General features: G+C 71.2%; 24 protein-coding genes. 15 read left to right on the top strand and 9 right to left on the bottom strand.

Annotated elements, in window-relative coordinates; all coding sequences use genetic code 11:
• The 3 genes from ACFWJO_RS21700 to ACFWJO_RS21690 all read left to right on the top strand — a co-directional run.
• Window positions 1–1003 (top strand): sensor histidine kinase (locus ACFWJO_RS21700; protein WP_386867419.1); only part of this gene is annotated, 1003 nt, incomplete at its 5' end.
• A gap of 396 nt (window positions 1004–1399) precedes the next feature.
• Window positions 1400–1696 (top strand): DUF4193 domain-containing protein, encoded by a 297-nt coding sequence (locus tag ACFWJO_RS21695; RefSeq protein ID WP_003955561.1) that lies wholly within the window; start codon window positions 1400–1402, stop codon window positions 1694–1696.
• A 12-nt stretch (window positions 1697–1708) separates the two neighbouring features.
• Window positions 1709–2788, top strand: a complete 1080-nt coding sequence (locus ACFWJO_RS21690; protein WP_386867417.1) for a hypothetical protein — start codon at window positions 1709–1711, stop codon at window positions 2786–2788.
• A 58-nt stretch (window positions 2789–2846) separates the two neighbouring features.
• Here ACFWJO_RS21690 and ACFWJO_RS21685 read toward each other — a convergent pair whose 3' ends face one another.
• Window positions 2847–3332, bottom strand: coding sequence for a DUF3093 domain-containing protein (locus ACFWJO_RS21685; protein ID WP_386867416.1), 486 nt, complete (start codon window positions 3330–3332; stop codon window positions 2847–2849).
• Between the two features lie 57 nt (window positions 3333–3389).
• Between ACFWJO_RS21685 and ACFWJO_RS21680 the strand changes: the two genes are divergently transcribed.
• From ACFWJO_RS21680 to ACFWJO_RS21645, 8 genes are all read left to right on the top strand, one after another.
• Window positions 3390–3974 carry a PaaI family thioesterase gene (locus ACFWJO_RS21680; RefSeq protein ID WP_386867414.1) on the top strand — a complete coding sequence of 195 codons (585 nt, stop codon included), beginning with the start codon at window positions 3390–3392 and terminating at the stop codon, window positions 3972–3974.
• A complete protein-coding gene (gene dut, locus ACFWJO_RS21675) occupies window positions 3974–4486 on the top strand; it encodes a dUTP diphosphatase (protein WP_128977708.1) in 513 nt (170 codons plus the stop codon). The genes ACFWJO_RS21680 and dut overlap by 1 nt, the downstream gene beginning before the upstream one ends.
• Before the next feature lies 1 nt (window position 4487).
• Window positions 4488–5264, top strand: a complete 777-nt coding sequence (locus ACFWJO_RS21670; RefSeq protein WP_386867412.1) for a DUF3710 domain-containing protein — start codon at window positions 4488–4490, stop codon at window positions 5262–5264.
• A gap of 261 nt (window positions 5265–5525) precedes the next feature.
• Entirely contained in the window at window positions 5526–6218 is a 693-nt protein-coding gene (locus ACFWJO_RS21665) for an ABC transporter ATP-binding protein (protein WP_386867426.1), read from the top strand.
• 185 nt (window positions 6219–6403) lie between these two features.
• Complete coding sequence (locus tag ACFWJO_RS21660; RefSeq protein ID WP_386867410.1) at window positions 6404–8962, top strand: DUF4118 domain-containing protein; 2559 nt, start codon at window positions 6404–6406, stop codon at window positions 8960–8962.
• 151 nt (window positions 8963–9113) lie between these two features.
• Window positions 9114–9797, top strand: coding sequence for a response regulator (locus ACFWJO_RS21655; RefSeq protein WP_386867408.1), 684 nt, complete (start codon window positions 9114–9116; stop codon window positions 9795–9797).
• A gap of 71 nt (window positions 9798–9868) precedes the next feature.
• Window positions 9869–10267: an OB-fold nucleic acid binding domain-containing protein gene (locus ACFWJO_RS21650; RefSeq protein WP_384418057.1), complete on the top strand. Its 399-nt coding sequence runs from the start codon at window positions 9869–9871 to the stop codon at window positions 10265–10267.
• Window positions 10268–10270: 3 nt separating this feature from the next.
• On the top strand, window positions 10271–11035 hold the full coding sequence (locus tag ACFWJO_RS21645) for a DUF3159 domain-containing protein (RefSeq protein ID WP_386867406.1): 765 nt from the start codon (window positions 10271–10273) through the stop codon (window positions 11033–11035).
• Between the two features lie 151 nt (window positions 11036–11186).
• Here ACFWJO_RS21645 and ACFWJO_RS21640 read toward each other — a convergent pair whose 3' ends face one another.
• Entirely contained in the window at window positions 11187–11861 is a 675-nt protein-coding gene (locus ACFWJO_RS21640) for a potassium channel family protein (RefSeq protein ID WP_384418062.1), read from the bottom strand.
• Window positions 11861–12529, bottom strand: coding sequence for a potassium channel family protein (locus ACFWJO_RS21635; protein WP_384418065.1), 669 nt, complete (start codon window positions 12527–12529; stop codon window positions 11861–11863). The genes ACFWJO_RS21640 and ACFWJO_RS21635 overlap by 1 nt, the downstream gene beginning before the upstream one ends.
• A gap of 252 nt (window positions 12530–12781) precedes the next feature.
• On the opposite strand from ACFWJO_RS21635, the gene ACFWJO_RS21630 reads away from it, so the two are divergent.
• From ACFWJO_RS21630 to ACFWJO_RS21615, 4 genes are all read left to right on the top strand, one after another.
• Window positions 12782–14833 carry an APC family permease gene (locus ACFWJO_RS21630; protein ID WP_386867403.1) on the top strand — a complete coding sequence of 684 codons (2052 nt, stop codon included), beginning with the start codon at window positions 12782–12784 and terminating at the stop codon, window positions 14831–14833.
• Window positions 14834–14893: 60 nt separating this feature from the next.
• On the top strand, window positions 14894–16222 hold the full coding sequence (locus ACFWJO_RS21625; RefSeq protein WP_386867401.1) for a class I SAM-dependent RNA methyltransferase: 1329 nt from the start codon (window positions 14894–14896) through the stop codon (window positions 16220–16222).
• Window positions 16223–16951: 729 nt separating this feature from the next.
• Window positions 16952–17470 carry a hypothetical protein gene (locus ACFWJO_RS21620; RefSeq protein ID WP_386867399.1) on the top strand — a complete coding sequence of 173 codons (519 nt, stop codon included), beginning with the start codon at window positions 16952–16954 and terminating at the stop codon, window positions 17468–17470.
• Window positions 17471–17533: 63 nt separating this feature from the next.
• Window positions 17534–18514 carry an AraC family transcriptional regulator gene (locus ACFWJO_RS21615; protein WP_386867398.1) on the top strand — a complete coding sequence of 327 codons (981 nt, stop codon included), beginning with the start codon at window positions 17534–17536 and terminating at the stop codon, window positions 18512–18514.
• Window positions 18515–18596: 82 nt separating this feature from the next.
• Here the strand turns inward: ACFWJO_RS21615 and ACFWJO_RS21610 are convergent, their stop codons facing one another.
• From ACFWJO_RS21610 to ACFWJO_RS21585, 6 genes are all read right to left on the bottom strand, one after another.
• Window positions 18597–21362, bottom strand: coding sequence for a LuxR C-terminal-related transcriptional regulator (locus ACFWJO_RS21610; RefSeq protein ID WP_386867396.1), 2766 nt, complete (start codon window positions 21360–21362; stop codon window positions 18597–18599).
• A gap of 320 nt (window positions 21363–21682) precedes the next feature.
• A complete protein-coding gene (locus ACFWJO_RS21605; RefSeq protein ID WP_386867394.1) occupies window positions 21683–22564 on the bottom strand; it encodes an alpha/beta hydrolase in 882 nt (293 codons plus the stop codon).
• Between the two features lie 23 nt (window positions 22565–22587).
• Entirely contained in the window at window positions 22588–23445 is an 858-nt protein-coding gene (locus tag ACFWJO_RS21600) for an alpha/beta fold hydrolase (protein WP_386867392.1), read from the bottom strand.
• Between the two features lie 53 nt (window positions 23446–23498).
• A complete protein-coding gene (locus tag ACFWJO_RS21595) occupies window positions 23499–24074 on the bottom strand; it encodes a Dps family protein (RefSeq protein ID WP_386867390.1) in 576 nt (191 codons plus the stop codon).
• Window positions 24071–24613 carry a DoxX family protein gene (locus ACFWJO_RS21590; RefSeq protein WP_386867388.1) on the bottom strand — a complete coding sequence of 181 codons (543 nt, stop codon included), beginning with the start codon at window positions 24611–24613 and terminating at the stop codon, window positions 24071–24073. Before ACFWJO_RS21590 ends, ACFWJO_RS21595 begins: the two co-directional genes overlap by 4 nt.
• Window positions 24614–24650: 37 nt before the next feature.
• The gene (locus tag ACFWJO_RS21585) at window positions 24651–25313 is read right to left on the bottom strand and encodes a hydrolase (protein ID WP_386867386.1); all 663 of its coding nucleotides are present in this window, start codon (window positions 25311–25313) and stop codon (window positions 24651–24653) included.
• Between the last annotated feature and the right edge of the window lie 196 nt (window positions 25314–25509).

The raw sequence follows: 25509 nt of genomic DNA, 5'->3' as shown, positions 1-25509 counted from the left end.
GGCGACCACCGACTGGTTCGAGCTGCCCGACAAGTCCACCGGCGAGCAGCTCAACAACGCCGTCTCGATGTGTCTCCGGCACCAGAGCGACCTCGCCCTGGACGACCTGCTGCGGCGCTCCCTGTTCGCCCTGCTCGGGCTGAGCATCATCGCCTTCGCCTTCGGTTACGCGATGGCCGGCCGGGTGCTCTCCCCGCTCGGCCGGATCACCCGGACCGCCCGCCAGGTGGCCGGAACGGACCTGTCGCGGCGGATCGAGCTGGACGGGCCGGACGACGAGCTCAAGGAGCTCGCCGACACCTTCGACGAGATGCTGGAGCGCCTGGAGCGGGCCTTCAGCGCCCAGCAGCGCTTCGTCGCCAACGCCTCGCACGAGCTGCGCACGCCGCTCGCGATCAACCGCACGCTTCTGGAGGTCCAGCTCTCGGACCCGGGAGCGCCGGTGGAGCTCCAGCAGCTCGGCAAGACCCTGCTGGCGACCAACGAGCGCAGCGAGCAGCTGGTCGAGGGCCTGCTGCTGCTCGCCCGCAGCGACAACGAGATCATCGAGCGCAAGCCGGTCGACCTGGCTGAGGTCGCCTCGAGGGCCATGGACCAGGCGCGTGCCGAGGCCGACGCCAAGGGCGTCGAGTTCCGTGGCGAGCGCGGCCTGGCCGTGGTCCAGGGCAACGGCGTGCTGCTGGAGCGGATCGCCCTCAACCTGGTGCAGAACGCCGTCCGGTACAACGTCCCGGAGGACGGCTGGGTGGAGGTCACCACCTCGACGCAGAACGGTCAGGCGGTCCTGGAGGTCTCCAACACGGGGCCCGTCGTCCCGGCGTACGAGATCGACAACCTTTTCGAGCCATTCCGGCGCCTCCGTCAGGAGCGCACCGGGAGCGACAAGGGGGTCGGCCTCGGCTTGTCGATCGCCCGCTCCGTCGCACGGGCCCACGGCGGCCGTATCATCGCCGAGCCGCGCGAGGGCGGCGGCCTCGTGATGCGTGTCACTCTGCCGATCTGACACACTGACCGAGCCGACCGGTTTTGTTCGCTTTGCGCGGAATTTCCGGTTCCCATTCCTGAGACGGTCCTGTGTGATCGATCACAGGAATGGGTGTCTGGTCCTCCACTCTCCGTGATCGCGAATTCCCTCGGAAAACCCGTAAAAGTCCGGGTTTCCGGGGGTCTGAATGACGGGAAGTACACGGGGTGGCACCCGTGAGGGAGGGTCACCGGACCGTGTACGGTCCGCTTCGCCACCCAAAGCCGGTCACTCGTGAGAGGGCGGATTGGGTGTCGATTGAGTAACAGACCTTGATGTGAGGCAAAATCTCCGCCTCGGGTCGGGCACAAGTCCGGCCTCTCACGCGTTACGTGCGCTGGAGACACCGCAAACCACCCAGAGGGGGAGAGCGACATGGCAACGGATTACGACACCCCACGCAAGACCGACGACGACGTCGACTCGGACAGCCTTGAGGAACTGAAGGCCCGCCGGAACGACAAGTCGACCTCGACCGTCGACGTCGACGAGTTCGAGGCCGCCGAGGGCCTCGAGCTCCCGGGCGCCGACCTCTCGAACGAGGAGCTGGCCGTCCGGGTCCTGCCCAAGCAGGCCGACGAGTTCACCTGCATGAGCTGCTTCCTCGTGCACCACCGCAGCCAGCTGGCTCGGGAGAAGAACGGTCAGCCGATCTGCCGCGACTGCGACTGAGATCGAGTGACCGTGGCAGGCGACACACCGTCTCGGAAGCGGCGGCTCCGGCTCCCCGGGAGGTCGGAGGCGTACCAGGGCGGCTCGGGCTCGGCAGAGGGCGTCACGGACGCTCCCTCCGCCGTGCACTCCGCCCCCCTGCCCACACCTGGCGCACGTGACGACGAGCGAGGCCCCATGGCCTCGCTCGAAGCAGCGGACGCGCCGCACGGGGCCGACGGCAGGCCCTCCCCGGACCACCTGCCCGTCCCCGGCCACCGGGACGGCCACACCGAGGGCACCCTCGAAGCCACCTCCGGCGAAGACGCCGGCAGCGAGGCCACCGGCAGGACCGCCAGGAGCGGCGTCCTGCGACGCGTCGCCAACCCCGCGCGCGTCCAGCTCGACCGCATCAAGCTCGACAGCGCGCGCATCGACGCCGTACGGCGCGGCGTGAAGCGCGGCGGTCAGGGCGCCAAGGCCGGCCTCGGCTACCTCGCGGACCGCGTCATCGAGATCGCCCCGCGCGTGCCCGTACGCGACCTGCCGACCCTGCGCCGGCAGTTCCCCGGCCTCGGGCCCGAACAGATCGCCGACAAACTGATCAGCGGCGCGGCCAACGCCAGCGCCACCGTCGGCGCGGGCATCGGCGCCGCCGCCATGCTGCCCATGCCGCCCGCGATGCCCGCCGAGCTGGCCGCGGAGATCACCGGCGTCGCCGCCGTCGAGCTGAAACTCATCGCCGAGCTGCACGAGGTCTACGGCCTGCGGCCGCAGGGCACCCTCACCCAGCGCTCGACCGCATACCTCACCGCCTGGGCGGAGGAGCGCGGCATCGACCCCACCAGGCCCACCACCGTCAACGCGGCACTGGGCGGTCAGCTCAAGCGCGAACTGCGCCAGCAGATCATGAAGCGCATGGTGCGCAACCTGCCGAACCTCACCCCGTTCATGGTGGGCGCGGCCGTCGGCGCCGTCATGAACCGGCGCGACACCAAGAAGCTCGCCGGGCACGTCCGCAAGGACCTGCGCGCCCGCCAGATCCCCTGGGACGCCCTCCCGGCCCTGCCTCCCCTGGAGCAGCCGGAGAACCCCAAGGAGATCGACTTCTAGGCACGCCCTGAGGGCCTCGCGGGGCCCTCGGCCGGGCTCCCGGAGGACCCCGGCGGCCTCAGGCCGCCGCGGCCTCGCTCCGGGCCGCCTCCAGGGCCGCCGCCAGCCCCTCCGGGTCCCGGGTGGACACGTAGACGTACGGCGTCGGGTCCGCCGGGTCCGTCACCTCGACCCGTACCGCCGTGGGCACGTAGCTGCGCATCAGCAGGAACGCCCGCGGGTCGGCCTTGTACGTGCGCCAGGCGCGCGCCTCCTCGGCGTCCAGCACCTCGGGCTTCCCCAGCGCCGACGCCGGAATCCTGGCGTCCCCGGCGACCAGCGAACCGGCCACCACCCGGACCCGGGCCGAGCCGTACGACGAGACCCCCACCGCGGCGAGCGCCGCCGCGGCGATCAGACCGCCGAGGGTCGGCACCGTGCCCAGCGGGAACATGACCAGGGCGCCGGAGAGACCGATGAGACCGGCGATGAGCCACCAGGAGCGTGGCGCGGTCAGACGCTCGTCGAAGGCCGGCGCGGTCGGGGGCACGGAGGGCTGCTGCATGCCCCAAGCTTGGCACGGCGAGACCCGTGCCCGGCCGCGCGGGTAAGGTCTGCGCCTGTGACTGGAACATCTGCCGCTCTCACGCCGCCGGCCGACGCCATAGCGCCGGTACGCCACCCCGACGCGCCCGCCCCCGGCGAGCTGCTCGGTGCGCACTACGAGTACTGCTTCGGGTGCGGCGGCGGGCAGCCCCACGGGCTGCACCTGGAGGCGCGGGCGGGCGAGGGCGTGACGGTCACCGCGGAGTTCACCGTGACGACCGACCACCAGGGCGCCCCGGGCCTCGCGCACGGCGGCGTCCTCGCCACCGCGCTCGACGAGACCCTCGGCTCCCTGAACTGGCTGCTGCGGGTCATCGCCGTGACGGGCCGCCTGGAGACCGACTTCGCCAGGCCCGTGCCGGTCGGCACCGTGCTCCATCTCCAGGCCGAGGTCACCGCCGTGCACGGCCGCAAGATCTACTCGACCGCCGTCGGCCGGATCGGCGGGCCCGAAGGCCCCGTCGCCGTCCGCGCCGACGCCCTCTTCATCGAGGTCAAGGTCGACCACTTCATCGACAACGGCCGCCCGGAGGAGATCCGGGCCGCCATGGCCGACCCCGACCAGGTCAGGCGCGCCCGCGCCTTCGAGGTGAACCCCTGATGCGCAATCCCGTCGACGTACTCATCCGCCGCGTGGACCCGGAGGTGCCGATCCCCGCGTACGGCCACCCCGGCGACGCCGGCGCCGACCTGGTGACCACCGAGGCCGCCGAGCTCGCCCCGGGGGAGCGGGCCGTGCTGCCCACCGGAGTCTCCATCGCGCTGCCCGACGGCTACGCCGCCTTCGTGCACCCGCGCTCCGGTCTCGCGGCCCGCTGCGGAGTCGCGCTCGTGAATGCCCCGGGGACGGTCGATGCCGGGTACCGTGGAGAGATCAAGGTGATCGTGGTCAACCTGGACCCGCGCGAGAGCGTGCGGTTCGAGCGGTTCGACCGGATCGCCCAGCTCGTCGTCCAGCAGGTCGAGAAGGTGCGCTTCCACGAGGTCGCGGAGCTTCCCGGCTCCGCGCGGGCCGAGGGGGGCTTCGGGTCCACCGGCGGTCATGCCGCCGTGGACGGCACTACGGGTGGGAATCGATACGCTTCGGTCGTATCCGACCGGGAAGGACAGTGACGTGTTCGGACGTCGCAAGAAGAGCGGTGCCGATGACGCCGCGGGCCAGGCCGAGCAGGTCGTCGACGCGGTGACCCCCGAGGACGGGGCGGACGCGACCGACGCTGCCCAGGGGCAGCGCCGGGTGAACCTTCCGCCGGCGCCTCGGCCCGACGGTCCCTGGGACATCTCCGAGGTCAGCAAGCCCGAGGAGGGCCGCGTCGACCTCGGCGGCATGTTCGTGCCCGGTGTCGAGGGCATGGAGCTGCGTGTGGAGGTGGCGGGCGACGCGATCGTCGCGGCCACCGTCGTGCTGCGCGACAGCGCCGTCCAGCTGCAGGCCTTCGCCGCGCCCAAGAAGGAGGGCATCTGGGGCGAGGTCCGCGAGGAGATCGCGAACGGCATCACCCAGCAGGGCGGTGTGATCGACGAGGTCGAGGGTCCGCTGGGCTGGGAGCTGCGTGCCCAGGTGCCCGTACAGCTGCCGGACGGCAACCGGGGCGTCCAGCTCGTGCGCTTCGTCGGCGTCGACGGGCCCCGCTGGTTCCTGCGCGGTGTGATCTCCGGTCAGGGCGCGGTGCAGCCCGAGGCCGCCGGTCTCCTGGAGCAGATCGTCCGGGACACCGTGGTCGTCCGTGGCGAGGGCCCGATGGCCCCGCGTGACCCGATCGTCCTCAAGCTGCCGAACGACGCCCAGATGGTGCCGGACGGCGTGCAGCAGGAGGACCAGGGCGGCTCCCGCTTCTCGGGCGGCATGGGCCAGCTGCAGCGCGGCCCGGAGATCTCCGAGATCCGCTGACGCCGACGCCGCACGACCGCCGCGCGAGCGGCACGTGACAGAGCCCGGTGGCCGCTCCCGAACGGGGGCGGCCACCGGGCTTTCCCCGGCCTCGTCCTCCCGGCCGCCGCAAGCCCCGGCGGGTTATCCACAGGCCTGGCACCCGTCGCCGCCCTGTGCCCATACTGACGGCGCACACGTTCGATCCAGGGGGGTATCACGGTGAGTGAGAGCAACGTGCGGACCGGCACGGCCGTCGTCGACGACCCGGCCGGCGCGCCGATGGTCAGGGTGGAGAACCTGCACCGCTCGTACGGGACGGGGGCGGCCGCCGTGCACGCCCTGCGCGGCGTGTCCTTCGACATCCCGCGCGGCGAGCTGGTCGCCCTGAAGGGCCGCTCGGGCTCCGGCAAGACCACCCTGCTCAACCTCGTGGGCGGCCTCGACACCGCCGACCAGGGACGCGTCGTCATCGACGGCACCGACCTCGCTCGGCTCGGCGAGGAAGGCCTGCTGGAGCTGCGCCGGGACCGGATCGGATTCATCTTCCAGTCCTTCGGTCTCATACCGATCCTGACCGCCGCCGAGAACGTCGGCGTGCCGATGCGGCTGCGCGAGGCCGATCCCCGGGAGCGCGAGGAGCGGGTCGCTCTGCTGCTCTCCCTCGTCGGGCTCGCCGATCACGCCGCCCAGCGCCCCGGAGAGCTCTCCGGCGGACAGCAGCAGCGGGTCGCCATCGCCCGCGCCCTCGCCAACCGGCCCGCGCTGCTGATCGCCGACGAGCCGACCGGACAGCTGGACGCCGAGACCGGCCTCGCGGTCATGGAGCTGCTGCGGGCCGTGGTGCGCAGCGAGGGCTGCACGGCCCTGGTCGCCACCCACGACTCGCAGCTCCTCGGCCTCGCCGACCGGGTCCTGGAGCTGCGCGACGGCGAGATCATCGAGCACGGAGCCGGCGAGCTCGTCGCGAACTGAGCCGGCGAGCTCGTCGAGAACCGAGACAGCGAGCTCGTCGAGCACTGAGCCAGCGCGCTCAGCGAGCACTGAGACGGCATGCTCAGCGAGCCCTCGGACAGTGCGCGTCAGGATCACGTCAATACGTCCCCGCCTGGTCCGGACCCGTGCGGAATGTCCGATTGGCTGGACGTAAGGTCATGGGCATGGGACGCGGCACACTACGGATCTACCTGGGAGCGGCACCGGGCGTCGGCAAGACGTACGCGATGCTGTCCGAGGCGCACCGCCGCGTCGAGCGGGGCACGGACGTCGTGGTCGCGTTCGTGGAGCACCACGACCGGCCCCGCACCGAGGTGATGCTCCACGGCCTGGAGCGGATACCCCGGCGGCGGATCGAGTACCGCGGCACCGACTTCACCGAGATGGACGTGGACGCGGTCCTCGCCCGCCGGCCGGCCGTCGCGCTCGTCGACGAACTCGCGCACACCAACGTGCCGGGCTCGCGGAACGCCAAGCGCTGGCAGGACGTCGAGGAGCTCCTCACGGCCGGGATCGACGTGGTCTCGACCGTGAACATCCAGCACCTGGAGTCGCTCGGCGACGTCGTCGAGTCGATCACCGGTGTGCGGCAGCGGGAGACCGTGCCCGACGAGGTGGTGCGGCGGGCCGACCAGATCGAGCTGGTCGACATGTCGCCGCAGGCCCTGCGGCGGCGCATGGCGCACGGCAACATCTACAAGCCGGACAAGGTCGACGCGGCCCTGTCGAACTACTTCCGGCCCGGCAACCTGACGGCGCTGCGCGAGCTGGCACTGCTGTGGACCGCCGACCGGGTCGACGAGTACCTGCGCTGGTACCGCGGCGAGCACGACATCCGCTCCACCTGGCAGGCGCGCGAGCGGATCGTCGTCGGCATCACCGGCGGCCCGGAGGGCCGCACGCTGATCCGCCGGGCCGCGCGGCTCGCGGAGAAGGGCGCGGGCGGCGAGGTCCTCGCCGTGTACGTCTCCCGCAGCGACGGACTGACCTCCGCCTCTCCGAAGGAGCTCGCGGTTCAGCGGACCCTCGTCGAGGATCTCGGCGGAACGTTCCACCACGTCGTCGGCGACGACGTGCCCCACGCGCTCCTGGAGTTCGCGCGCGGCGTCAACGCCACACAGATCGTGCTCGGCTCCAGCCGCCGCCGCACCTGGCAGTACGTCTTCGGGCCCGGCGTCGGCCAGACCGTGGCCCGTGAATCGGGCCCCGACCTCGACGTCCACATCGTCACCCACGAGGAGGCCGCCAAGGGCCGTGGACTGCCCGTCGCCCGCGGCGCCCGCCTCGGCAGGGCCCGGACCCTCTGGGGCTGGCTGGTCGGCGTCGCCGGGCCCGTGCTGCTCTCCCTGCTGCTCACCCATGTCGACGCGGACCTCGGGCTCGCCAACGACATGCTGCTCTTCCTCACCCTGACGGTGGCCTCCGCGCTCCTCGGCGGCTTCCTGCCGGCCCTCGCGTCGGCGGCCATCGGCTCCCTGCTCCTCAACTGGTTCTTCACCCCGCCGCTGCACCGGCTGACCGTCGCCGACCCGCTGAACATCGTGGCCATCGCCGTCTTCTTCGGCGTCGGCATGGCCGTGGCCTCCGTGGTCGACCTGGCGGCCCGCCGCACCCAGCAGGCCGCCCGGCTGCGCGCCGAGTCCGAGGTGCTGTCGTACCTCGCCGGCAGCGTCCTGCGCGGCGAGAGCAGCCTCGAGGCCCTGCTCGAACGGGTCAGGGAGACCTTCTCCATGGACTCCGTCGCCCTCCTGGAGCGCCAGGGCGACCTCGAACCGTGGACCTGCGCCGCGAGCGTCGGCAGCCGTCCGGTGTCACGGCCCGAGGACGCCGACGTCGACATGCCCGTCGGCGACCACCTGGCGCTCGCCCTCAACGGCCGGGTCCTGCCCGCCGAGGACCGCCGGGTGCTCGGCGCGTTCGCCGCCCAGGCCGTCGTCGTCCTGGACCGTCAGCGGCTCGTCGACGAGGCCGAGGAGGCCCGCAAGCTCGCCGAGGGCAACAAGATCCGCACCTCGCTGCTCGCCGCCGTCAGCCACGACCTGCGCACCCCGCTGGCCGGCATCAAGGCCTCCGTGTCCTCCCTCCGCTCCGACGACGTCGAGTGGTCCGAGGAGGACCGGACCCTGCTCCTGGAGGGCATCGAGGAGGGCGCCGACCGGCTCGACCACCTCGTGGGGAACCTCCTCGACATGTCCCGGCTCCAGACCGGCACCGTCACCCCGCTGATCCGCCCGACCGACCTGGACGAGGTGGTGCCGATGGCGCTCGGCGGAGTCCCCGAGGGCAGCGTCGAGCTCGACATCCCCGAGACGCTGCCCATGGTCGACGTCGACCGCGGCCTCCTCGAACGGGCCGTCGCCAACATCGTCGAGAACGCGGTCAAGTACAGCCCCGACGGCGTCCCGGTCGCCGTCTCCGCCAGCGTCCTCGGCGAGCGCCTCGAACTGCGGGTCACCGACCGCGGCCCCGGGGTCCCGGACGAGGGCAAGGACGGCATCTTCGAGCCCTTCCAGCGCTTCGGCGACGCCCCGCGCGGCGCCGGCGTCGGCCTGGGCCTCGCGGTCGCCCGCGGCTTCGTCGAGGCCATGGGCGGCACCCTCGCCGCCGAGGACACCCCCGGCGGCGGGCTCACCATGGTCCTCACCCTGAGCACCGCCCGGGCCGGAGCCCCGCAGCCCCCGGAACCCGGCACCGCCACGACGCCCGTCCGCAGCCTCACATGACCCGGACGTCCGCCCCGCCGGGCCCGTGACGCGCGCGGCAGCGCCGTAGCCGTAGCCGTAGCAGCCGTAGCCCTCTCCGTGGCCGTGACGACGAGCCGTACACGAACACGACCAGCCGTACACGTAACGACGAACAGGAAGGTCCCCCTCCATGACCCGGGTCCTCGTGGTCGACGACGAGCCACAGATCGTCCGCGCCCTGGTGATCAACCTCAAGGCGCGGAAGTACGAGGTCGACGCGGCGCCCGACGGCGCCACCGCCCTCCGGCTCGCCGCCGAGCGCCATCCCGACGTCGTCGTCCTCGACCTCGGACTGCCCGACATGGACGGCGTCGACGTGATCAGGGGCCTGCGCGGCTGGACCCGGGTGCCGGTCCTCGTGCTGTCCGCCCGGCAGACCTCCGACGAGAAGGTCGAGGCGCTCGACGCGGGCGCCGACGACTACGTCACCAAGCCCTTCGGCATGGACGAGCTGCTGGCCCGGCTGCGCGCCGCGGTCCGCCGGGCCGAGCCGGTGGGCCGCGAGGACGGCGTCGTGGTCGTCGAGACCGCCGGCTTCACGGTCGACCTGGCCGCCAAGAAGGTCCACCGGGACGGCAAGGACGTCCGGCTGACCCCGACCGAGTGGCACCTCCTGGAGGTGCTGGTCCGCAACAGCGGCCGCCTGGTGAGCCAGAAGCAGCTCCTCCAGGAGGTCTGGGGCCCCTCGTACGGCACCGAGACCAACTACCTCCGGGTGTACATGGCGCAGCTGCGCCGGAAGCTGGAGCAGGACCCTTCGCACCCGCGCCACTTCGTCACCGAACCGGGCATGGGCTACCGCTTCGAACACTGACTCCGGTGCCCGTTCCGGTGCGGGGTCCGGGGCCGGGTTCGGTGACGGCGGCGGCCGGTACGCTTTGAGGTATGAGTGCCGCACCGCGTACAGAGAAGCCCGCCGGACGCTTCCGCCGCATGCTCGACCGCCTTTCCACCTCCCAGGCGGAGCTGGAGTCGGTGGAGCTGCAGGAGGACTCCGCGGCCTCGGGGTGCACACGGATCTCCGACTGTTCGGACCGCGAGATAGTCAAGGTGACTGGTACGTTGCGCACGGTCACCCTGCGCCCTCGGGCGGGCGTGCCCGCGCTGGAGGCCGAGCTCTTCGACGGCACGGCGCCGCTGGACGTCGTCTGGCTGGGACGCCGCTCCATCGTGGGCATCGAACCGGGCCGCAAGCTGATCGCCTCCGGCCGCATCTCCATGAGCCACGGCCGGCGGGTCCTCTTCAACCCCAAATACGAGCTCCGACCGCTCGGACAGGAGTAGCCGGTGACGTCAGTCGACAAGCCGACCACCGACCAGGGCGCCGAGGCCGGCCCGGGCACCCCCGACCAGGGGGCCCAGGCGGACAAGGCGGTGACCGAGGCCGCCCTGTTCGAGGCCTTCGGCGGAGTGCGCGGCATGGTGGAGACGGTCCTGCCGGGACTGCTCTTCGTCACGATCTACACGATCAACAAGAACCTGCACTTCTCGGCGATCGCCGCGCTCGGGGTCTCGCTCGTCCTCGTCGCCGTCCGGCTGATCCGCCGAGACACCGTCAAGCACGCCTTCAGCGGCGTCTTCGGCGTGGCGTTCGGTGTCGTCTTCGCGATGATGACCGGCAACGCCAAGGACTTCTACCTGCCGGGCATGCTGTACACCCTCGGCCTCGGCCTCGCGTACATCATCACGACCCTGGCCGGAGTGCCGCTGATCGGTCTGATCCTCGGCCCCGTCTTCAAGGAGAACCTCTCCTGGCGCACCCGTAACCCGGGCCGCAAGAAGGCCTACGCGAAGGCCAGCTGGGCCTGGGGCCTGATCCTCCTCGCCAAGTGCGCGATCCTCTTCCCGCTGTACTGGTGGGCGGACACCACCCAGCTCGGCTGGGTCCTCGTCGCCCTCAAGATCCCGCCGTTCCTGCTCGCGGTCTACCTGACCTGGGTGTTCCTCGCCAAGGCACCGCCGCCGATCGACGTGTTCGCGGAGATGGAGGCCGAGGAGAAGGCCGAGAAGGAGCGCAAGGCCGCGGCCCAGGGCGGCCGCACGGAGCAGTAGCCCCTCGCCGTAGCCCTCGTCTGCGCGGAAGATCCGGAAAAACGGAAAGGGGCCCGGGACCTGTCACAGGTCCCGGGCCCCTTTCCGCGTACCGTACGCACTCCGGAGCCGGCGCTCCTCGCGCCATCCGGCGCCGCTCGCGCTCCTCGCGCTACTCGGCGCTCTCCCGGCGGACCGAGAGGAGCTCCTCCAGCTGCTCCTCGCGGGCCTGGGTGGCCACGAACAGCAGCTCGTCACCCGCCTCCAGGGTCTCCTCCGGGCTCGGGGTGAGGACCCGGGAGCCGCGGATGATGGTCACCAGGGAGGTGTCCTGCGGCCAGGCGACGTCCCCGACCTGCGTGCCCGCGATCGCCGACTCCGGCGGCAGCGTCAGCTCCACCAGGTTCGCGTCGCCGTGGCTGAAGCGCAGCAGCCGGACCAGGTCGCCGACGCTCACCGCCTCTTCGACCAGGGCGGACATCAGGCGCGGCGTCGAGACGGCGACGTCCACGCCCCACGCCTCGTTGAACAGCCACTCGTTCTTCGGGTTGTTGACCCGGGCGACCACGCGCGGCACGCCGTACTCGGTCTTGGCGAGCAGCGAGACGACCAGGTTCACCTTGTCGTCGCCGGTCGCCGCGATGACCACGTTGCAGCGCTGCAGCGCGGCCTCGTCCAGCGACGTGATCTCGCAGGCGTCGGCGAGCAGCCACTCCGCCTGCGGCACCCGCTCCACCGAGATGGCGGTCGGGGCCTTGTCGATGAGGAGGACCTCGTGGCCGTTCTCCAGGAGCTCGCCCGCGATGGAACGGCCCACCGCGCCGGCGCCCGCAATAGCGACACGCATCAGTGACCGCCCTCCTCGGGACCCTCGGCGAAGGCCGCCTCGACCTTGTCGATCTCGTCCGTGCGCATCATCACGTGCACGAGGTCGCCCTCCTGCAGCACCGTCTGAGAGGTCGGCAGAATCGCTTCGCCCAGCCGGGTGAGAAATGCCACGCGCACGCCCGTCTCCTCCTGGAGCCGGCTCACCTTGTGGCCGATCCACGCGGAAGAGGTGTGCACCTCGGCGAGCTGCACTCCGCCGCTCGGGTCACGCCACAGCGGCTCCGCGCCCGAGGGCAGCAGCCGGCGCAGCATCTGGTCGGCGGTCCAGCGGACCGTGGCGACCGTCGGGATGCCCAGACGCTGGTAGACCTCGGCGCGCCGCGGGTCGTAGATGCGGGCGGCGACGTTCTCGATGCCGAACATCTCGCGCGCGACCCGCGCGGCGATGATGTTCGAGTTGTCGCCGCTGCTCACCGCGGCGAAGGCACCGGCTTCCTCGATGCCCGCCTCACGAAGGGTGTCCTGGTCGAAGCCCACACCCGTGACCCGGCGCCCGCCGAAGCCCGAGCCCAGTCGGCGGAAGGCCGTCGGGTCCTGGTCGACGACCGCGACGGTGTGCCCCTGCTGTTCGAGGGTCTGCGCGAGAGCGGCTCCCACTCGCCCGCAGCCCATGATGACGATGTGCACGTCCCCTTACCCCGCACTCCTGATCGTCTTGCTGACCTGCGAATACACCCTGCTCACAACTTTCCTGGCCCGCATGGCCCGGGCCGTGGCGGACACGCACAGGCGTGCGCTCCGGTCCGAGCTTATGCGGCAACCCTGACGCCGACCCAGCCGAGGTGGCGATCAGCCCATTCGGGCGGGGAGCTGGGAGATTCGGTGCGGATCGGGGTGATGGTCCTCGTGGCCGGTTTCGAACGCTTACGATCCTCTGTTGTGTCCAAACTGACCGACGTGCCCAAACGGATCCTCATCGGACGGGCCCTGCGCAGCGACAAGCTCGGCGAGACCCTCCTCCCCAAGCGGATCGCCCTTCCCGTCTTCGCCTCCGACCCGCTGTCCTCGGTGGCGTACGCACCGGGCGAGGTCCTGCTCGTCCTCTCCGTCGCGGGCCTGTCGGCCTACCACTTCAGCCCGTGGATCGCGCTCGCCGTCGTCGTGCTGATGTTCACGGTCGTCGCCTCGTACCGGCAGAACGTGCACGCGTACCCGAGCGGCGGCGGCGACTACGAGGTCGCCACGACCAACCTCGGACCCAAGGCCGGACTGACCGTCGCGAGCGCCCTGCTCGTCGACTACGTCCTCACCGTCGCGGTCTCCATCTCCTCGGGCATCGAGAACCTCGGCTCCGCCGTGCCGTTCGTCGTCGAGCACAAGGTGGCCTCGGCGGTCGCCGTCATCGTGCTGCTGACGCTGATGAACCTCCGCGGAGTGAAGGAGTCCGGCGGCCTCTTCGCCATCCCGACGTACGTCTTCGTCTTCGGCGTCTTCGCCATGATCGTCTGGGGTGCCTGGCGCGGTCTCGTCCTCGACGAGACCATGACCGCCCCCACCGCGGGCTTCGAGATCAAGGCCGAACACGAGGGCCTGGCCGGCTTCGCCCTGCTCTTCCTGCTGCTGCGCGCCTTCTCCTCCGGCTGTGCGGCGCTCACCGGCGTCGAGGCCATCTCCAACGGCGTGCCCGCCTTCCGCAAGCCCAAGTCGAAGAACGCGGCCACCACGCTGGCGCTCATGGGCGGCCTCGCCGTCACCATGTTCTGCGGCATCATCTTCCTGGCCATGGCCACCGACGTCCGCATGGCCGAGAACCCCGCCCACGACCTGCTCCGGGACGGCAAGCCGGTCGGCGAGGGCTACGTCCAGGACCCGGTGATCTCCCAGGTCGCCGCCGCCGTCTTCGGCGACGGGACGTTCTTCTTCGTCCTGCTGGCCGCCGCCACCGCGCTCGTCCTCTTCCTGGCCGCGAACACCGCGTACAACGGCTTCCCGCTCCTCGGCTCGATCCTCGCGCAGGACCGCTACCTGCCCCGCCAGCTGCACACCCGGGGCGACCGCCTCGCCTTCTCCAACGGCATCGTGCTGCTCGCCGGCGCCGCCGCGCTGCTGGTCTGGATCTACGGGGCGGACTCGACCCGGCTGATCCAGCTCTACATCGTCGGCGTCTTCGTCTCCTTCACGCTCAGCCAGGTCGGCATGGTCCGGCACTGGAACCGGCACCTGAAGACCGAGAAGGACCCCGCCAAGCGCCGCCACATGATCCGCTCCCGCGCGATCAACGCCTTCGGCGCCTTCTTCACCGGCCTCGTCCTGGTCGTCGTCCTCGCCACCAAGTTCACCCACGGCGCCTGGGTCGCCCTGCTCGGCATGGTGATCTTCTACGTGACGATGACCGCGATCCGCCGGCACTACGACTCCGTCGCCGACGAGATCCGGGCCGCCGAGGAGCGCCCCGACGAGTACGTCCGGCCCTCCCGGGTCCGCTCCGTCGTCCTCGTCTCCAAGCTCCACAAGCCCACCCTGCGGGCCCTCGCCTACGCGAAGCTGCTGCACGCCAACGAGCTGGAGGCGCTCACCGTCAACGTCGACCCGGCGGAGACGAAGGCGCTGAAGGAGGAGTGGGAGCGGCGCGGCATCAACGTGCCGCTGAAGATCCTCGACTCGCCGTACCGCGAGATCACCCGGCCGGTCATCGACTACGTCAAGAACCTCCGCAAGGAGAGCCCGCGCGACGCCGTCTCGGTCTACATCCCCGAGTACGTCGTCGGCCACTGGTACGAGCACCTGCTGCACAACCAGAGCGCCCTGCGCCTGAAGGGCCGGCTCCTCTTCACCCCGGGCGTGATGGTGACCTCGGTCCCGTACCAGCTCCAGTCCTCCGAGGCCGCGAAGAAGCGGGCGCGCAAGCGCCAGGAGTGGAACGCGCCGGGCTCGGTGCGCCGCGGCCCGGTCGAGAAGGGCCAGAAGGAAACGGCCGGAAAGAGCAACTAGACTGGTGGGCTGCCGTCCGAACGGCGGCCCACCGTCACTTTTCCCTTGGAGCTCCCCGCCATGCAGAACACCCCTGTCGAGTCGCTGGTCGGGGAGGAGTACGAGGTCGAGGTCGGCCCGGTCGCCCACGGCGGTCACTGCATCGCCCGTACGGAGGCCGGGCGGGTGCTGTTCGTCCGCCACGCGCTGCCGGGGGAGCGGGTCCTGGCCCGGGTCACGGAGGGCGAGGAAACCTCCCGCTTCCTGCGCGCCGACGCGGTGGAGATCATCACGCCCTCCAAGGACCGCATCGAGGCGCCCTGCCCCTTCGCGGGCCCCGGCAAGTGCGGCGGCTGCGACTGGCAGCACGCGAAGCCCGGCGCCCAGCGCCGGCTGAAGGGCGAGGTCATCGCCGAGCAGCTGAAGCGGCTCGCGGGCCTGACGCCGGAGGAGGCCGGCTGGGACGGCACGGTCGTGCCGGCCGAGGGCGACAAGCTTCCCGCGGGCGAGGTCCCGCAGTGGCGCACGCGCGTCCAGTACGCGGTCGACGAGGAGGGCCGGGCGGGCCTTCGCAAGCACCGCTCGCACGAGGTCGAGGTGATCGACCACTGCATGATCGCGGCGCAGGGCGTCTCGGAACTCGGCATCGAGAAGCGCACCTGGGAGGGCATGGCGTCGATCGAGGCGATCGCCGCGACCGGCTCCCAGGACCGCCAGGTGATCCTCACCCCGCGCCCGGGCGCCCGGCTGCCCCTCGTGGAGCTGGACAAGCCCGTCTCGGTCCTGCGCGTCGAGGAGAAGGACGGCGGCGTCCACCGCGTCCACGGCCGCCCCTTCGTCCGCGAGCGCGCCGACGACCGCACCTACCGCGTCGGCAACGGCGGCTTCTGGCAGGTCCACCCGAAGGCGGCCCAGACCCTGGTCCTCGCCGTGATGCAGGGCCTGCTCCCGCGCAAGGGCGAGACGGCCCTCGACCTCTACTGCGGCGTCGGCCTCTTCGCGGGCGCCCTCGCCGACCGCCTCGGCGAGACGGGCGCGGTCCTCGGCATCGAGTCCGGCAAGCGCGCGGTGGAGGACGCCCGCCACAACCTGGCCGACTACCCGCGCGTCCGCATCGAACAGGGCAAGGTCGAATCGGTCCTCCCGCGCACCGGCATCACGGACATCGACCTCATCGTCCTGGACCCCCCGCGCGCCGGCGCCGGCAAGCAGACCGTCCACCACCTGTCGGAACTCGGCGCCCGCCGCATCGCCTACGTGGCCTGCGACCCGGCGGCCCTGGCCCGCGACCTGGCGTACTTCAGGGAGGGCGGCTACAGGGTGCGGACGCTGCGGGCGTTCGACCTGTTTCCGATGACGCATCACGTGGAGTGCGTGGCGATTCTGGAGCCTGCTGACAAGGGCCGCTGACCTGGCGTTTCTCCGACTGTGCGTTATGGGCGTTACGTGCGTTAGGTGCGATATCGTGACGCATATTCGACGCATGTGACGCACGTTTGACGCACGAACGGGGCGGTTTCTGGCGGGTCGTCATACATATTTGGCGGCCGCCGGGTGGAGCCCTCGGCTGTGGGGCGTAGGCATCCTGCCCCGGCGGCATGGTCTCGACCCGGGTGCGTACGGCGCTCACGTACTCCGCGAGTCGGGTGGTGTGGCGCCATGCCGCTCCCTGCGCTTCGAAGTGCCTGACGCGGTACGCCTCGGCGTACTGGACGCGCGCTTCTTTCATGGCGGCTTCCCAGCGGATGCGCTTCTGGCGGGCCGCCAGGATCTCGTCGAGACGTCTGCGTTCGGCGGCTTCGCCGCGAAGCGTGACCTCCTGCACGATCTCGGAGAGCTGGTCTTCGAGGGAGCGCGCGGGGGTGTCGGCCCATTCGCTCGCCCGGTGCGGCTGGCCGCCATTGAGGACGAAGCGGAGGCGTTCGGATGGGGTGTAGTCGAAGCGGGGGATCCTGATCCAGGAGTTCTTCTTGGCCTCGGCGAGTTAGGGCGCGAGGTTCTGGCTCCTTGGGAAGCTCGATCGAGGTGGATCTACCGGGTGCGTTGCGTCGGGTGCTACGTCCGTTCGATGAATCGGCCCCCGCGAAGCTCGCGTAGCAATTCGACCTTGCCGGCCTCAGTCCCGCAGAGACACTGAAGGTGTTCCGGCTGCGTCGGCGCCTTTCGCTCGGCGGCGACTTCCGGGTCATGATTCACGGCCAACTCGCCGGCGCGCAGCGTCTGCCGGAGAGCGGCACTGCAGATGACAACCGCCGTTGGGCGCAGCTGCAGCTGCAGCTGCAGCTGTTCCTGGAGGACCTCGATGTAGTTCAGCGGTACTGTGAACAGGACTTCCCCATCCCGGCAGACATGTCTATGACCGATCGGATTGCTCTGCGGATGGCTCGCCTCCTGGTGGAGGGCCGCTGCGTAGCATCGCCATTCAGTCGCGAGCTGACGATCACACTCACCTGGATCGATGACGCGAACACCAGGGAGTTGCTCAGCGGTCGGCCACAGTCGCCACGCATAACGAGCTCCGAATACGGGATCACGATCGCAGGGCATCTTCTCAACCTCGGCTCCTTCTGCATCTTCCACACGGTCCCGCGGCTCCGCGCGAACGACCGGCAGGCGAGCCCGGACCGTGGAAGGGCATCCACTTCCGAAGTGTCTTGAGCACGGCCACAAGCGCGGAGAGAATTGGGTTCCGAGCCGTGTCACACAGGTGGAGGAACGTTGTTGCTGCTGGACACTGACGCCTTGCCTCCCGCCGAACGGCTGGAGGCCTTCCGCCACGGGATGACGAACGAGTCGGTGCCCAACCACATCGTCCATGAGAAGACCCCCGAGGGCGTCCACGCCCGGATGGAGTTGTGGAACGTCGGGGACATTCCCATGTTTTCCACGTACAACAGCGGGTTCGAGGCCCACCGCACCCCCGCGCACATCCGCAGTCAGCGCAGCAACCCGGTCGTGTCGGTGTCGCTCCAGCACCGGGGAACGGGTCGGGCGGAGGTCGCCGGTCAGCGGATGACCTTCGGGCCCGATGACGTCTGCGTCTTCCACGAGCTCTCGCCGCGCATCTACGGATGGTCGGGCAACGGGGGCTCCCAGGCCATGGTCTTCGACGTCGAGCGGATCGGCCTGCCCGTGGAGACGGTGGTGAGGGCCTCTCTCCAGTTGCGGGCGAGTCCGCTCCATGACCTCGTTCTGCGCCATCTGCGGGACATGTGGCGGAATCCGGGCCGACTGGCCCGGGACCCAGGCGCGACCGCTCTGGCAGGTGCCACCGCCGACCTGGTCCGCGCGCTCCTGGTATCCGCGGCGCACGACCCCCGCACGCCGGTCGTGCGGTCGGTGATGGACGAGACCCTGCTCACCCGGGTGATGGCCCACGTCCGCCGACACCACACCGACCCCGGCCTCTGCGCGGAGAGCATCGCCGCCGCGCACGGGGTCTCGGTCCGGCACCTCTACCAGGTGCTGCGTGACGCCGACTTGAGCCTCGAGCAGTGGGTGATCAACGAGCGGCTCGCCACCGCCCGGCGGATGCTGGCCTCCCCCGATCACGCGGGCCTCACCATCGCGGCCGTCGCGGCACGCTGCGGGTTCTCCAGCCCGAGCCACTTCACCCGCAGGTTCCGGTACGCCTATGACGTGACCCCCCGGGAGTGGAGGCAACAGGCGAGGCAGGGGACGAGCCCCCGGCCCACCGCCTGACCGCCCCCGGGGAGGAGAACTCCGTCGCCTGCCAGATGACTTCCGGACTCGCGCTCCCGCAGTTCGCGGGCGTTCCGGCCGCTCACCGGTCGTACGCTTCGCGCACCGCGTGCGCCAGGGCCGCGCGGGAGGCCACGTTGACCTTCGGGAAGATCTTGTAGAGATGGGTGCCCACCGTGCGTGGTGACACCTTCAGCCGCTCGGCGATCTGCCCGTTGCTCAGGCCGGATGCCACGAGCCGCGCGATGCGAAGCTCTTGGGGGGACAACTGCCAGACCTCGGTCGGCCGGGCCCGCGCGACGACCGTGCCGGCAGCCCTGAGTTCCTCCGCGGCCCTGAGCTCCCATGCCTCCGCCTTGAGCCGGGTGAAGTGCGTATGCGCGGTCAGCAGGTGGGCACGGGCCTCCTCGGGGCGGTGGGCGATCCGCAGCCACGCGCCGTGGCGCAGGTGCAGGCGCGCCAGCTCGAAGGGCCATGCGTCCGCTCCCGGCATCGCGTAGGCGGCCTCGCTGAGGGTGTGTGCGTCCTCACCTTCGGCGCCCATCGCCTCGGCAGCAGCCAGCAGGAAAGCGTGGCGGGGGCCGACGTCTCCCATGCGGATCGTGTGGCCCGCCGCGACGTGGCGCAGCGCCTCGGCGCGCCGCCCGGTTCGTACCGCCGCCTCGACCAAGGTGAGGAACATGTGCTGGGCATGCGGTTCCTGCTCGGGGAACGTACCCGGCGGGGTGAGGAGGGCCGCAAGGGCGTACGCGGTTTCGTCCTTTCCCAGGGACAGGGCGAGGACGGCGCGGATGCTGATGATCCGGCGCAGGATGTAGGACTGGCCGCGTTCCCTCGCCCAGGGCTCGATCCGCTCCAGGATTGCCTCGGCCTTTGTCTGCCGGCCACGGGCCGCGTGCGCCGCGGCCTCGGTGAGGCGGAACAGACGCGCGTGGAATCCGCAGCCCTGCTCGCGAGCCGTGTTCGCGCCCTGGCGGGAGACGGAGATACAGCGGTCCCATCGGCCCCGCAGATAATCATCCCCGCACGTGGCGAGGCTCACGTGAGCCTGGGTCAGATAAGGCGCTCGTTGAACCACGCGGTGCCAGAGTTGGGCGTGCTCGCCCACGCAGTCGAGGGCAGCCGCGATCCACAGCAGCTGCCAGGCCTGCTGTATCTCCTCCTCGGGCGAAAGTGCTGCGATCAGGTGCCTAAGACGCCGTGTTCCGCCGGGGGCCTGGAGGGCGGGCCGGTTCCAGAGGTCGAAGCAGAACCGTGCGACGGCCCCGTGGAAAGGCTGTTCCGCACGCAGAGCGTCTTGGAGCGCCGGATCGCCGGAGAAGGCGGCCGTCAGATGAAGCAGGAAATGGAGGGTGTCCGGTACGGCGTCGTCCGCCGTCGGCGTGCGGTGGGGCAGATGGGCGAGCAGTGCCGGGAGGCGGGTAGCGGCGGGGGAGAAGTCACCGTCCACCTCGAACCGCACGTAGGCGTCGGTCAGCTCCCACAGGGGCCGGCTGTCTGCGGCTACGCCGTTGTCCTCGGCCTCCGCCAGCAGGCGGGCGGCGACGGCCGGCTGTCCGCCGATGGCCGCCGCGTTGGCGGCGGCCGTGAGCCTGGCGCCACGTGTTTCCGGACGGGCACTCAGCCGCGCGGCGCGCTCCAGGAGTGTTGCGGCTTCGTGGTGACCGCCGCGGCGGATCGTGCGGCGGGCGACCTCCACGAGGTGGTCCGCCACGCCGTCGTCGGTACCCGCTACGGCGCTTGCCAGGTGGGTGGCACGCCGTTCGTCGTCATGGGGCAGTACGGCGGCCAGGGCCGCGTGGGCGCGGCGCAGGTCCGGGGCGGAGGCCGTCCTTACCAGCGACGTGCGGACGAGAGGGTGCAGGAAGGTCAGCCGGGCGTGCTGCAGCCGGACCAGGCCGGACCTTTCGGCCGCCACCAGAGTGTCTTCCGATGCCGCCGCCCCAGCGGCGTCCGCTGCCTCAAGCGCCACGCGGATACTGCGTTCCTCGTGGCCCGCGAGCGCGTGGAGCAGGAGGAGGAACCGAGTCCCTGGAGGCAGGGCGTTCAGCCGGAGGGCGAAGTCGTGCTCCAGCTGATCGCCTGGTGACAGTGCGGCCGGCGCTGAAACTTGAAACGCGTTGGGAGAGCACCCCGTTCGCGACGCGCTCCCCACCAGAGCCAGCGGGTTGCCGGCGGCTTCCCGTACCAGACGGGCTCGGGTCTTCGCTGGGAGGTCGGGACGGCGGTGGCGCAGGACCGCCGCCGATTCGGCGGGGGTCAGGGGAGCGAGGTCCCAGACGTCGGCACCGGTGGTGTCCAGGCCCGATGCGTCCTCCGCGCGCAGGGCACAGATGAGGACGAGCGGCGCGGCAGTGAGTCTGCGTTGGAGGAAGGCCAGAACTCCGGCGCTGGGCGCATCCACCCATGGGAGGTTGTCGACGGCCAGGAGGAGGGGTTGTTCGTCGGCGATCCCGCCGAGCAGCGCCAGGGTGGCGGCGGCGACGGCCGGAACTGCGGGAGGCGTGCCTGCTGCGGCTTCTTCCAGACAGTGGCGCAGGGAAGCGGTCAGCACGTCCTGCCGGTCCAGCAGAGGCTGGACCAGCCGGCGCAGGACATCGAAGGCCACGCCTGACTCTGGCGCGGTGCCGGCGGCGCGCAGGACGCGCATCCCTTGTTCCGAGGCGAAGGAGACGGCCTGGTCCAGCAGCGCGGTCTTGCCGATGCCGGCCTCTCCGCGCAGCCACAGCGCCCGCCCTTCGACCGGAGCTGCGAGCACGGCGTTCCGCAGGGCTGCCCAGGGGGCAGCGCGCCCGGTCAGTGACGTACAAAGCCGGGATGGTGCTCCCGCCATGCCGTCGGACGTCATCGTGCCGCTCCTTGAGAACCGTGACTGCGTCGAACCGTGGCGCGGCCGCGCTCCCACCACGCTTCGACGCTAGGTCGCGGGCGGAGCGGAACCGGCGGTCGCGCACGCACAGGCCAAAGCCCTGCAGCCACGGGCCAGAGTTCTCGGTGTCCACCGGCGGGAACTCCTCAGCGCCGGGTCGCGGGGTGACTCTTCGGCCTCTTCCGCCCGCCGGCGGAGGGCGGGTCCGTCGGGCGTCGGAGGGGAAAACGCGGAGCGGCCGGTCCGGGACCCAGGGGTCCGGACCGGCCGCTCGGAGTGGCGCGGGGGTCAGTCGGTGATCATGTCGCGTCCGAACCCGCGGGGTCGACGTGGCGGCTGAGGAAGGCGAGGGCGGTTTCGGCGACCTCGCGCCATCCGCTGTCGATGGTGAGGGCGTGGCCCCGTCCCGGGATCTCCTGGATCTCCGTGACGGCGGACTCGTTGCGTACCTGCTTCTTGTACGAGGCGTTCGCGATGGCCCACGGAACGGTCTTGTCCTTCTCCCCGGAGAGGATGAGGAGGGGGCCCCGGTCGGGGTTCAGGGTGTCCACCTTCACCTCGGTCCAGGGGTTGACGTTCGCGACCGCGGCCTGGAACAGCGGTTCACCCGGTGCCGGGACGGCGAAGGTCTCGTACAGCTCGCGCGCCTCGGTCTCGGTGACGGCGTTGGCGAACGAGTACCGGAACTGCTCGTAGGTGAGCGGCACGGCCCGGTGGTAGTTGGCGGGGTTGCCGAGTACCGCGCTGGCCGCGCGCAGGGAGGACAGCGGCAGGGGCAGCACGCCCCGGAACGGGGCCGGGTCGATGGCCACCGAGGCACGGGACAGCCCGCGGCCCGCGATGATCTGCGTGATCAGGCCGCCGAAGGAGTGCCCGACCACCACCGGCTTCTGGTCGAGCTTCCGCACGAGGTCGCAGAAGTGGTCGGCCACCTGGCCGACGCTCTTGCCGGCGAAGACCTCGGGGTGGGCGTTGGCCTCCTCGACCGTCTCGGGGTCGTCGGGCCAGCCCGGCATGACCGGGACGAAACCGGCGGCGTCGAACACGGACGCCCATCGCTCCCAGCTGGTGGGCAGGAGCCAGAGGCCGTGGACGAAGACCACGGGGACGCGTCCGTCGGCATTGGCCCGTTCGACCTGGGCGAGGTCACGGGCGTAGGAGTTCTCGGAGGGTAGTGACACGGCAGAGTCCTTCGGGAGTGGAGTCAGCGCCGGACGGCGTCGGCGGCCGATCGAATGAGCGACGTCACCGCGTGGGGGAAGCTCTGGAGGGGCAGGTGTGAGCTGGGGACCTCGACCGTGTGCGAGCCCGCGCGCCGGGCCTGGAAGCGCTGGAGCTCCGGCGGGATGCCGTGGTCATCGGTGGCGATCAGCGTCCAGGACGGCAGAGCGCGCCAGGCTGCCGCCGTCGCCTGGTCGCCGAAGGCGGTGGCGCTGAGCGGACGCTGGACGGCGGCCAGCGTACGGGCGGTGTCGCGCGGCACGTCCTGGGCGAAGACCTGGTGGAAACGGTCGGTCCTGATGTAGAGGTCGAGGCCGGGAGAGCCGTCGGGCGCGGGTGAGGGCACCTGGGTGAGTGCCGGTGCCAGCTGTGAGCCCGGGAATCGGGCCGACAGTTCGCCGAGCACCTCGCCGGCGTCGGGCATGAACGCCGCGACGTAGACGAGCGCCCGGACGCCGGGGTTGCGCGCGGCGGCCTGGGTGATCACCGCTCCGCCGTAGGAGTGGCCGGCCAGGACCACGGGGCCTTCGACGCTTTCCAGAACGGCGGTGATGTGGGCCGCGTCGTGGTGCAGTCCGCGCAGCGGGTTGGCGGGGGCGAGCACCCGGTAGCCGCGGTCCTGGAGCCGTTCGATGACGGGCGACCAGCTGGACGCGTCGGCGAACGCGCCGTGGACCAGGACGATCGTGGGCCGGTGCTTCCCGGAGGGGGCACGGTCCTGGGCGGCGGCGGGGCTCGCGGCGGCGGTCCCGATGCCGAGCGAGGCCACCGTGGCGGCACCGGCGGTGATCGCCGTGCGCCGCGAGACACCCTTCGCTGACAGGGGCTGGGCAGGGAACATGTGGATGCGCTTTCTGTACGGGGTGGGTCGAACGAGGGGGCGGAACGCGCCTCTCAGGCGCGGGTCAGCGGGGTGTCGACCAGGTGCTCGCCGAGGAACCAGGTGTGCGTCTCACCGGTCCGGATGACCTCGGAGACGATCAGGTCCTCACTGCCGACGTCGCCCAGGTCCGCCACCCGGCGTGCCGCGTCCCGGGCGTCGGCGAGGATCGTCTCGTGTGCCTCCAGGAGACGCGACAGCATGGCGGGCACCTCCTCCACGCCGTCGGGCGGGCGGGGGACACGGGTCATCTCGGCGGCGTGCCGTGGGTCTCCGACGGCGACGCCGCCGAGACTCTGGACGCGTTCGGCGAGGAGGTCGACGATCGCCGACTGCTGTTCCGCGTGCCGGTCCAGCAGGAGGTGCAGCTGGTGGAAGGTGGGTCCCCGCATGAGCCAGTGGTGCTTCTTGTAGAGCGCGTACAGCATCTGGGTGTCGGCCAGCAGGAGGTTGAGGCGCCGGCAGGAGTACAGCCGGCCGTCGGGGGAGAGGCCGATCCCCACGTGCTGCACGGTGCCGAACGCCTGCACCTCCTCTGCCTTCCGGCTCTGGTGCGGTGGCGGGGTGTCGAGGGACGGGGGAGCCGTCATGTTCCACTCCGGATGTCTGAGGGGCGGGTACGGGGCCCGGCGCCGGGACTCGTGGGCGCGGGACGGTGGAGCAGCGCACGGACGACCAGGGCGCTGCCCACTCCGCCGGTCACGGCGACGAGGGTCCACCAGGCGGACCAGGGCGTCAGGCCCACGGCCGCGTCCAGGGACCAGCGACCGGGGCCGGTGAGGGTGAGGACCGCGGGCAGGACCACGAGGACCAGCGGGTACTCGTAGCCGTCGTTCTGAACCCACAGGCCGTGTGGCAGCTTCACGGTCACGGCCACGGTCATCACACCCATGACCCCGGCCGCCGCGGCCGGGGTCAAGGCGCCGACGGCGAGCATCAGCCCCGCCCCGATCTGGGCGCCGCCCGCGGCGACGGCCGTCAGGGCGCCGCCGCGGAAGCCGTCGCCCCGGAATTCCGCGGCCCCGCCCGCCAGCCCCTTGCCGCCGAGCCGGAAGCTCACCTTCTGCACTCCGTGCCCGGCGACGAGAAGCCCGGCGAGGAGCCGCAGGACCAGCAGACCGATGTCCATCGTCGTGCCTCCTGGGTGGTGGACGTCGGAAACGGGATCAGCCCGCGGCGTGCGGGTCGATCATGGACTGGGCGTAGACGACCCCCATGCCGTAGGCGCCGCCGTGCTCCTTCACCACGTCGAGGGTCTGGGCATACGTCTCCCCGCGCGCCCAGTCGCGCTGCAGCTCCAGCAGTACCTGGAGCCAGGTGACAGGGACGGCACCGGCCGCGGTCATGCGCGCCATGGCGTGCTCGTGCGCCTCGGGCGTGACGCCGGCGGAGGCGTCGGCGACGACGTACACCTCGTAGCCCTGGCTGAGGGCGGAGAGGGCGGGCAGGACGAGACACACCTCGGTCCACAGCCCGGAGAGGATGATCTTGCTGCGGCCGGTGGCCTTGACCGCCTCGACGAGCGCCGGGTCCTCCCAGGCGTTCATCGTGGTGCGGTCCACGATCTCGTGCTTCGGGAAGACCTCCCGCAGCTGCGGCAGGAGCGGGCCGGAGAACGACTCGGCGGCGACGGTGGACAGCACGACGGGGACGTCGAAGACGGTGGCCGCCTTGGCGAGACCGACGGTGGCGTTGATGACCCCGGCCCGGTCCGAGCTGGCCGCGCCGAAGAACATCTGCGGCTGGTGGTCCACGAACAGCATCATCGCGTTGCCGGGAGTGAGCAGGTCGGGGCTGGGGGCGGCCTTGACGGAGTCGACCTTGTTCATGACTGATCCTTCCAAGAGAGGAGTGCCGAGAAGGGATGAAGAAGCAAGCGGGGAACGGGCTGTGTCGAAGCAGCTGACTTGTGGTCAACTCGACTGACAACGAGGCTTGTTGTTGCTTGAACGCTACGGCCGTGAGGGTCCCGGCGCTTTGCTCAGGGTGGCCGGGACTGTTCCCGCACTGCATCGCTCGTCCGAG

Origin of the sequence: Streptomyces sp. NPDC127092, from assembly GCF_042722475.1 — a bacterium.
Taxonomy (GTDB): domain Bacteria; phylum Actinomycetota; class Actinomycetes; order Streptomycetales; family Streptomycetaceae; genus Streptomyces.
Note: the sequence above shows the minus strand (reverse complement) of the source record. Positions and strands in the feature narration are given on the sequence as shown.